At 65.3% G+C, this 8,958-nt stretch carries 8 protein-coding genes; 7 read left to right on the plus strand and 1 reads right to left on the minus strand.

Annotated elements, in window-relative coordinates; all coding sequences use genetic code 11:
- Position 1 precedes the first annotated feature (1 nt).
- Positions 2–964, plus strand: a complete 963-nt coding sequence (locus tag VN004_RS07485; protein ID WP_325608541.1) for a tripartite tricarboxylate transporter substrate binding protein — start codon at positions 2–4, stop codon at positions 962–964.
- Between the two features lie 140 nt (positions 965–1,104).
- Here the strand turns inward: VN004_RS07485 and erpA are convergent, their stop codons facing one another.
- The gene (erpA, locus tag VN004_RS07490) at positions 1,105–1,437 is read right to left on the minus strand and encodes an iron-sulfur cluster insertion protein ErpA (RefSeq protein WP_325608543.1); all 333 of its coding nucleotides are present in this window, start codon (positions 1,435–1,437) and stop codon (positions 1,105–1,107) included.
- A 124-nt stretch (positions 1,438–1,561) separates the two neighbouring features.
- On the opposite strand from erpA, the gene VN004_RS07495 reads away from it, so the two are divergent.
- The 6 genes from VN004_RS07495 to scpB form a co-directional block, all read left to right on the plus strand.
- Positions 1,562–2,767: a deoxyguanosinetriphosphate triphosphohydrolase gene (locus VN004_RS07495; RefSeq protein ID WP_325608545.1), complete on the plus strand. Its 1,206-nt coding sequence runs from the start codon at positions 1,562–1,564 to the stop codon at positions 2,765–2,767.
- Positions 2,768–2,802: 35 nt separating this feature from the next.
- Positions 2,803–4,605: an arginine--tRNA ligase gene (argS, locus tag VN004_RS07500; protein ID WP_325608547.1), complete on the plus strand. Its 1,803-nt coding sequence runs from the start codon at positions 2,803–2,805 to the stop codon at positions 4,603–4,605.
- Between the two features lie 125 nt (positions 4,606–4,730).
- Complete coding sequence (locus tag VN004_RS07505) at positions 4,731–6,383, plus strand: SPOR domain-containing protein (RefSeq protein WP_325608549.1); 1,653 nt, start codon at positions 4,731–4,733, stop codon at positions 6,381–6,383.
- 47 nt (positions 6,384–6,430) lie between these two features.
- Positions 6,431–7,459 (plus strand): beta-N-acetylhexosaminidase, encoded by a 1,029-nt coding sequence (nagZ, locus tag VN004_RS07510; protein WP_325608551.1) that lies wholly within the window; start codon positions 6,431–6,433, stop codon positions 7,457–7,459.
- Entirely contained in the window at positions 7,459–8,277 is an 819-nt protein-coding gene (locus VN004_RS07515) for a ScpA family protein (protein ID WP_325608553.1), read from the plus strand. Before nagZ ends, VN004_RS07515 begins: the two co-directional genes overlap by 1 nt.
- Before the next feature lie 66 nt (positions 8,278–8,343).
- Positions 8,344–8,958 (plus strand): SMC-Scp complex subunit ScpB (scpB, locus tag VN004_RS07520; protein WP_325608555.1); only part of this gene is annotated, 615 nt, incomplete at its 3' end.

Genomic DNA, 8,958 nt, shown 5'->3' on the forward strand with positions numbered 1-8,958 from the left:
CATGCGCCGTCATTCGCTTTCCGCTCTGCTGATTTTGCTGGCAGCGTCGTCGACCGCTACCGCCGACACCTGGCCATCGAAGCCGATCAAGGCGGTTGTACCGTTCGGCGCCGGCTCGGCGACCGACGTCATCCCTCGCATCGTGTTCGGGCAGTTGCAGGGTCAGCTTGGGCAGTCGATCGTGGTGGAAAACCGTGGCGGTGCCGGCGGCACCATCGGCGCCTTGCAGGTCGTGAAATCCGAGCCAGACGGCTACACCTGGCTTGTGCATTCGTCGGCGCATACGGTGGCGCCGGCGCTCTATTCCAATCTTCCGTTCAATGCCGAGAAGGACCTCGTGCCGATGTCGATGATCGGCAGCGTGCCGAATGTGCTCATCATCTCGCCGTCCAAGGGCATCAAGACGATCAAGGATTTCGTGGCCTACGGAAAGGCCAATCCGGGCAAGCTCAATTTCGCCTCGGTCGGGGTCGGTTCGGCGGTGCATATGAGCGCCGAGCGCTTCCGGGTCAGCGCCGGTTATGATGCCGTCCATATTCCCTTCAAGGGCGGCGCCGAGGCCCTGGCCGAGGTCATTGCCGGCCGCGTCGATTATTATTTCTGTCCGATCGCGACCGCGCTGCCGCATATCCGCGAAGGCAAGCTGCTGGCGCTTGCGGTGTCGTCGAAGACGCGGGCCGCGCAACTGCCGGACGTGCCGACCACGCTGGAAGCGGGCTATCCCGATTCGGATTACACGCTGTGGGTCGGTATTCTCGGACCGGTCGGCACGCCGAAGGACGTGACCGAAAAGCTCAATGCCGAGATGAAGAAGGCGCTCGCAGCGCCGGCCTTGCGGGAGAAGCTCGACAAGATCGGCGTGCAGACCACCCCGATGTCGCCCGAGGAGTTCGGTGCCTTGATCAAGACCGAGCTGAACACCTACGGCGATTTCGTCAAAAAGAGCGGGATCAAGGTGAATTGAGGCAGGGCGGAGCGCACTGCATTCCGTCCTCATCCTGAGGAGGCGGCAAAGCCGCCGTCTCGAAGGGTGAGGGCGGCCGTAGGTGTCGAGACGATGGATGGCCGGGCCAGCCCGGCCCCGACATCTGCGATCAGATGGGGTCAGAGCGAAAAGCTCGTCCCGCAGCCGCAGGAGGACTTGGCGTTCGGATTGTTGATCTTGAACGCCGCACCAATCAGGTCATCGACGAAATCGATCTCCGACCCGGACAGGAACCCGACGGAAACCGGGTCGATCAGGATGGTGGCATTGTCGCGCCCGAGCACGAGGTCGTCCTCGGCGCGTTCGCGCTCCACATCGAATTTGTACTGGAATCCCGAACAGCCGCCGCCCTCGACGCTGACGCGCAACATGGCGCCTGCCGGTTCCTTTGCCAGGATCGAGGCAATCTTGGAGACAGCGCGGTCGGTGACAGTGACGTTACCAAGGGTCATCGTATCGAGGCTCAAGACGTTGAGTTTGCGTAATAGTTAGGTGCGCCCCCCCGTTCCGTCAATTCGGCGGGGTCGCGGCCGCGGAGGGCCTTGCGTCCGGCGCATGCGCGCGTAAACACCCGCCATGGCGATCCTGTCCGCCCCGCGCGCGCCCTATGCCTCCGATCCGGCTCGGAGTCGCGGCCGACTCGTCGCCGAGCCGCCGAGTCCGAGCCGCAACGACTTCCGGCGGGATTGCGATCGCATCATCCATTCCGCAGCCTTCCGCCGGCTGAAATACAAGACCCAGGTCTTCGTGTTTCACGAGGGCGATCATTATCGCACCCGGCTCACGCATACGCTGGAAGTCCAGCAGATCGCCCGTTCGCTGGCGCGCGTGCTCGGTCTCGACGAGGACCTGGCCGAGGCGCTGTCGCTCGCTCACGACCTCGGTCATCCGCCATTCGGACATGCCGGGGAGCGTGCGCTCGACGACGCGCTCAGGGCCTATGGCGGATTCGATCACAATGCGCAGGCGCTGCGCATCGTCACGGCGCTGGAGCGCCGTTACGCCAGTTTCGACGGGCTCAATCTCACCTGGGAAACCCTGGAAGGGCTCGTCAAGCATAATGGGCCTTTGACCGATCGCGACGGCAGACCTGTCGGCCGCTACCGTGACCACGGCGTGCCGCAGGCCATCGCCGATTACGCCCGTCTCTTCGACCTGCAGCTCTGGAGCTATGCCAGTGCGGAGGCGCAGGTCGCCGCGATCTCGGACGACATCGCCTATGATGCGCATGACATCGATGACGGTCTGCGTGCGGGGCTGTTTACCGTCGCCGACCTCGACGACGTACCTTTCGTCGGCGGCATCGTGCGGGACATCAGGCGCCGCCATCCGGGGCTCGATCCGGCCCGTTTCGCGCATGAGCTGATCCGCCGCCTCATCACCTGGATGATCGAGGATGTCGCGGCCGAATCCGTTCGCCGGCTGGAGGCGCTGGCCCCGAGCTCCGTCGAGGACATCCGCGACGCCGGCAACCCCGTCATCGCGTTTTCCGCCGCGATGACCGAGGCCGAGCACGGCATCAAGGATTTCCTGTTCCCGCGGATGTATCGCCATCCGCGGGTCGCGCAGGTGATGGGGGAAGCTGAGGGCGTCCTGCGCGATCTCTTCCGCCATTTCCTTCGATCGCCCGAGGCGATGCCGGAGGAGTGGCAGAGCGGACTTGCCGGCGCGGATGAAGCCGTGCGCGCGCGCCGGGCCGGCGACTTCATCGCCGGCATGACTGATCGCTTCGCGCTCGAGGAGCACCGGCGCTTCTTTGACTCGACCCCCGAACTGCGTTAGGCCGCGCCGCCCGCCCGACACGTTGCGAAATGCCGATGGCGCAAGAACCAACAGCCACCACCCGATACGACAATCTGTTTGCCGAGATGCTCGGCCGCGTGATCGCTGCGAATGAAGCGCTGATCGCGTCCGGTACGCTGCCGCAGGGCATCGACCTGCGGCGCATCACCGTTGAGCCGCCGCGCGATCCGAGCCATGGTGACATGGCGACCAACGCGGCCATGGTGCTTGCCAAGGACGCCGGGAAAAAGCCGCGCGAGCTTGCCGACGCGCTTGCAGAACGGCTGCGCCAGGACCCGATGATCGCCAAGGTCGACGTGGCAGGTCCGGGCTTCATCAACATGACGCTGACGCCGGCCGCCTGGCTCGGCGCGCTGCGCGCCGCGATCCGGGCCGGCGATGCCTTCGGGCGAAGCCGCATCGGCCAGCGCGCCAGCGTCAATGTCGAGTATGTATCGGCCAATCCGACCGGTCCGATGCATATCGGTCATTGCCGCGGCGCCGTGTTCGGCGATGCGCTGGCGAGCCTTCTCGCTTTCGCCGACTACGAGGTTACGCGCGAATTCTACATCAACGATGCCGGCGCGCAGGTCGATGTGCTCGCGCGCTCTGCGTTCCTGCGCTACCGCGAGGCGCTCGGCGAGGACATCGGCGTCATTCCCGAAGGGCTTTATCCGGGCGATTATCTCAAGCCGGTGGGCGAAGCGCTTGCGAAGCAATATGGCCGCGATCTTACGCAGAAGGCCGAAGGCGACTGGCTTCCGATCGTGCGCAAGACCGCCATCGACATGATGATGGCGATGATCCGCAACGATCTCGCCGCGCTCAATGTGAAGCATGACGTGTTCTTTTCCGAACGCTCGCTGATCGATGGCGAAGACAAGGTCGGCGCGCTGATCGCTCAACTGCGGGCCGACGGCGAGGTTTACGAAGGAAGGCTGCCACCGCCGAAAGGCGCGCCGGTCGACGATTACGAGGATCGCGAGCAGACGCTGTTCCGGTCCACCGACTTCGGCGACGATGTCGATCGTCCCCTGAAGAAGTCGGATGGCTCCTACACCTATTTTGCTTCCGACATTGCCTATCACAAATCGAAATACGACCGCGGCTTCCGCGACATGATCGACGTCTGGGGCGCCGATCACGGCGGCTATATCAAGCGCATGCAGGCGGCGGTGAAGGCGATCAGCAAGGGAGAGGCGAGCCTCGACGTCAAGATCGTCCAGCTTGTGAAGCTTCTGCGTGCCGGCGAGCCGGTGAAGATGTCGAAGCGCGCCGGCGAATTCGTCACGCTGCGCGAAGTCGTCGATGAAGTCGGGCCGGACGCCGTGCGCTTCATGATGCTCTATCGCAAGAACGATGCGCCGCTCGACTTTGACCTCGCAAAGGTGATCGAGCAGTCGCGCGACAATCCGGTGTTCTATGTGCAATACGCGCATGCGCGCGGGCATTCGATCTTCCGTCAGGCGCGCGAGGTGTTTCCGAGCCTGCCGGACAGCGAGGAGGGCAGGGTTGCGCTGCTGTCAGCAGCTCCGATCGACCGTCTGACCGAGGACGCGGAACTCGCCATCATCCGCAAGGTCGCGCTGTATCCGCGGCTCATCGAAACCGCGGCCCAGGCCCATGAGCCGCACCGAATCGCCTTCTACCTTTACGACCTGGCAAGCGACTTTCATGCCCATTTCACCCAAGGAAAGGGCTTGCCTCATTTACGCTTCATTAGACAAGATGATGAAGAGTTAACCGTGGCGCGTCTGGCGCTTGTCCAGGCAGTCGTCACCGTGTTTGCCTCGGGTCTCGGTCTGCTCGGCGTAGGGGCGCCGGAGGAAATGCGGTGAGTCGCTTGGAGCGGCCGGTCGCATGGGGATGAGTGCCTGTCGGCACGCCGCTCTGTAACAGTCGACACGGATAGGACCGGCAGGGATGGTTGCGTTGAACCGGCCCGGTCGAAGAAGGTCGAAGGATGGCGGATAACGATCGTACGCGCGGATACCGCGACAACGGCATGCTCCGGCGGCCCGGCACGAGGTCGCCAGCGGCACCCGTTGCGGGTGATCCGCTCGCCGAGCTGGCGCGCCTGATCGGCCAGCAGAACGAGGCCGATCCGCAGAACGATCCGCGTCCGGCACGACCATCCTACGGCGCAGCGCAGCAGGCGGAGCCAAGCTGGGCCGCGCCTGACCGCTACGCATCGCAGGACAGCTACCGTCAGGATCCCGGCGACGCGGGCTGGCGGGATGACGCGCCTCGCGGCGGCTATGCCGGTGGACACGATCCCTATGCGGACGGGTCGGGCGGTTATACCGATCGCGATTATGGGCATGCGCCGTATCCCTCCGCCTATGGCGATTCCCGGTACACGGGACCGGCCTATCAAGACGGACATTATTCGGACCCCGCCTACGGCGATGCGCGCTATGCGGCCGACCCGCGCTATGTGGCCGACCCGCGTTACGACAATTCGCAGTACGGCGACCCGCGCTATCAGGACCCGCGCTACGCAGATCCCCGATACCATCAGGACCCGCGTTACGACGATGGGCGCTATGCCGACCAAGGCTACGCGCCGCAATCCTATGGTCATCCGCCGGTCGCACCCGGGCCCGACCGATACGCGCCGACCGGGGCCGCTCCGGACTATTCGGCTTACGGTCATGCGGACGCCGATCGAGGCTATGGACACCCCTATGATCCGTCCGGCGCCCCGCCGATCCCACAGGCGATTGCGCCCGAGGCGGGCCGACGCATCCCGCTGCCACGGCGCGGCAATCTGGTGACGGTGCTCGCGGTGCTGGCGCTTGCCGTCGTCGGAACAGCGGCCGCATTCGGATATCGCGCAATCTCCGGCGGCGGCGGAACGGCGGTTCCGCCCCCGGTGATCAAGGCCGATCCGCAGCCATCCAAGATCGTGCCGGCAACCGATGCCAGCAAACCGATCCAGGACCGGATTGGGGCGAAGATCGAGAAGGTCATTCCGCGCCAGGAAGAGCCGGTGCAACAGGCGGCTCCCGGGCAACACAAAACCATTGCGCCATTCCTCGCCGGACAGAATCCGCAGGCCTTCCCGCCTGCGAGCGCCAACGTGCCCTCGGGCGGGACAGCGGAGCCGAAGCGCATCCGTACGGTCCCGATCAAGCCGCAGGGCGTCGAAGCGCCCGCGCCGCGGTCGAGCCGCACCCCGCCGGCTCAGGCCGAAGAGACCGCATCCGCGGACAGCCACTCGCCGCTGTCGCTCGCGCCGACAGGTTCGGTCCCGCCGCAGCGTCAGACCGCCCGGCAGGCGCATGCTGCGCTTAACCCGAATGCTGCCCCGAGCACCTCGCCATTCCCGACGCCCATTGCGCCGAGCACGAGCAACAGCGTGCCGAGCGGAGCCTATGTGGTTCAGGTGACCTCGCAGCGCAGCGAATCCGACGCGCAGGCGTCCTACCGCTCGCTGCAGCAGCAATTCCCTTCGGTGCTGGGCAACCGGCAGCCGGTCATCCGGCGCGCTGATCTCGGGGAACGCGGAACCTATTACCGCGCGCAGATTCCCTTCGGGAGCCAGAGCGAGGCCAACGAATTCTGCTCGAGCCTGAAATCGGCCGGCGGACAGTGCGTCGTCCAAAGGAACTGAGCCGCGGTCGCTTGACCCCCGACTCCTGCAACGGCTAAGCCGCAGCGATGGCGGCGCGCGCTTTCATTTGCGGCATGGCGGGAACGGCGATCAGCCCGGCCGAAGCCAGCTTCTACCGGCAGGCCAGTCCCTTTGGATTGATCCTGTTCAAGCGCAACGTGGAAAATCCCGCACAGGTCGCTGCGATTACCGCGCAATTTCGTGACATCGTCGGCTGGAATGCGCCCGTCCTGGTGGACCAGGAAGGGGGGCGGGTGCAGCGGTTGGGGCCGCCGCATTGGCCGGCTTATCCCGCAGGGGCAGCCTACGGCGCGCTCTACCAGGCTAACGCTGGCCAGGGCCTGACGGCAGCCGAGCTTGGCGGCCGGCTGATCGCCGAGGACTTGGCGGCGCTCGGCATCGACGTCGATTGCATCCCTGTCGCCGATGTGCCGGTACCGGGGTCCGATCGGGTGATCGGCGATCGGGCGTTCGGGGAGACACCGGGGCAGGTGGCGGCACTCGCCGCTGCGCAGGCCCGGGGCCTGATGGCCGGTGGCGTTTTGCCGGTGCTCAAGCACCTGCCGGGCCATGGCCGCGCCACCGCCGACAGCCACCTCAAGCTGCCCGTGGTGGACGCCGACCGCGCAACCCTGGAAGCGACGGACTTTGCCGCGTTCCGCCCCCTGGCAAGGCTGCCGCTCGGCATGACCGCACATGTTGTGTTCAGCGCCCTCGACCCGGTCAAACCGGCGACCACATCGGCGATAATGATCCGCGACGTGATTCGCGGATGGATTGGGTTCGAAGGGCTTCTGATGAGTGACGATATTTCAATGGGAGCCCTGACGGGGACGCTGGGCGAGCGGACCCGCGCCGCCCTGGCTGCGGGTTGCGATCTCGCGCTCCATTGCAATGGCGATCTGTCGGAGATGGGTGAAGTGGCGGAAGCCGCCCCGGTCCTGGCCGGCGAGTCCGCCCTGCGCGCGGAGCGCGCGCTTGCGCTCCGGCAGCGCAACAACGATTTCGACGTCGCCGCCGCGCGCGCGCAATTTGCAAGCCTGATGCGGCAGCCGACGGCGGGAGCGATCGCCTGATGACCGCGGAGATCATCCCCTTCAACAGCGAATTGTCCGAACGCGCGGCCGACGAGCCGGCGCTGGTCGTCGATGTCGAGGGCTTCGAAGGCCCGCTCGACCTTCTGCTCACGCTGGCGCGCCAGCAGAAGGTCGATCTCGCGAAGATTTCGATCCTCGCGCTCGCCGATCAGTATCTGACCTTCATCGAGCAGGCCCGCAAATTGCGGCTCGAACTTGCCGCCGACTATCTCGTGATGGCCGCGTGGCTTGCCTATCTGAAGTCGCGGATGCTGCTCCCCGAGGAGAAGCAGACCGAGGGGCAGAGCGCCGAGGACATGGCGACCGCGCTTGCATTCCGGCTCAAGCGGCTGGAAGCCTTCCGCGCGGTCGCGCAGAAGCTCATGGAATTGCCGCAACTTGATCGAGACACCTTCAGCCGTGGTGCGCCGGAGCCGATCAAGAACGTCAAGCATCCGCAATGGACGGCGAGTCTCTACGATCTCTTGTCCGCCTATGCGGTGCAGCGTCAGAAGCGCGCCCTGAGCCAGGTGCGGTTCAAGAAGCGCAAGGTCTGGACTCTCGCCGAGGCGCGTCAGGAGATCGAGCGGCTGATCGGTACGACCGACGACTGGAACCGGCTTGATCAGTTCCTGATCTCATATCTGGTCGAGCCGTCGATGGTTGCGACGGTCACCGCTTCGAGCTTCGCGTCCACGCTTGAACTCGTGCGCGAAGGCATCATCGAGTTGCAGCAGCATGCGGCCTTTGCGCCGCTCTATATTCGCAAGCGTCCCGGCAAGAGTCCGGACAATTCCAGCGCGGCGGCAGCGCATTAGTGCCGCGGCCGGATTGAATTCATCCGATCGCGGTTTCCGCCGACCGGAGAGGGGAGTGACAGAAGGATGCAAGGCTTGGCCCGGAAAGTCATGGACGACGACGAGGCTCCGGAGCAAATCCGCGCGCCGCAGGCAAGGCCGGAGGAATTGCGGATCCTCGAAGCGCTGTTGTTCGCATCCAAGGAGCCGCTCGACGAAAAGACCCTGGCGGAGCGCCTGCCGGAGGGTGTCGATTTTGCGCAGACGCTCGCGATGCTGAGGGACGAATATGCGCCGCGCGGCGTCAATCTGGTCAAGGTCAGCGGCAAATGGACGTTCCGCACGGCGAATGATCTGGCCTGGCTGCTGACTCGCGAAGCGATCCAGCCGCGCAAGCTGTCGCGCGCCGCGATCGAGACGCTCGCGGTGATCGCCTATCATCAACCCGTAACCCGGGCCGAGATCGAGGACATCCGCGGCGTCACCATGTCCAAGGGCACGATCGACGTGCTCCTCGAAACCGGCTGGATTCGCCCGCGGGGGCGGCGCAAGGTGCCCGGCCGTCCGATCACTTACGGCACGACCGAAGCCTTCATTTCGCATTTCGGTCTGGAGCAACTCAGCGATCTGCCGGGCCTCGAGGAGCTGCGGGGCTCGGGCATGCTCGACGGTCAATTGCCGCCGAACTTCTCGGTGCCGGTG

The organism is Pseudorhodoplanes sp. (assembly GCF_035565855.1).
GTDB lineage: Bacteria > Pseudomonadota > Alphaproteobacteria > Rhizobiales > Xanthobacteraceae > Pseudorhodoplanes.

What these genes read in the sequence shown, in the direction of transcription:
- VN004_RS07495 (WP_325608545.1), top strand. Translation starts at nt 1,562, where the DNA reads ATGGCGATCCTGTCCGCCCCGCGCGCGCCCTATGCCTCCGATCCGGCT.
- nagZ (WP_325608551.1), top strand. Translation starts at nt 6,431, where the DNA reads ATGGCGGCGCGCGCTTTCATTTGCGGCATGGCGGGAACGGCGATCAGC.
- VN004_RS07515 (WP_325608553.1), top strand. Translation starts at nt 7,459, where the DNA reads ATGACCGCGGAGATCATCCCCTTCAACAGCGAATTGTCCGAACGCGCG.
- VN004_RS07505 (WP_325608549.1), top strand. Translation starts at nt 4,731, where the DNA reads ATGGCGGATAACGATCGTACGCGCGGATACCGCGACAACGGCATGCTC.
- erpA (WP_325608543.1), bottom strand. Translation starts at nt 1,437, where the DNA reads ATGACCCTTGGTAACGTCACTGTCACCGACCGCGCTGTCTCCAAGATT.
- VN004_RS07485 (WP_325608541.1), top strand. Translation starts at nt 2, where the DNA reads ATGCGCCGTCATTCGCTTTCCGCTCTGCTGATTTTGCTGGCAGCGTCG.
- argS (WP_325608547.1), top strand. Translation starts at nt 2,803, where the DNA reads ATGGCGCAAGAACCAACAGCCACCACCCGATACGACAATCTGTTTGCC.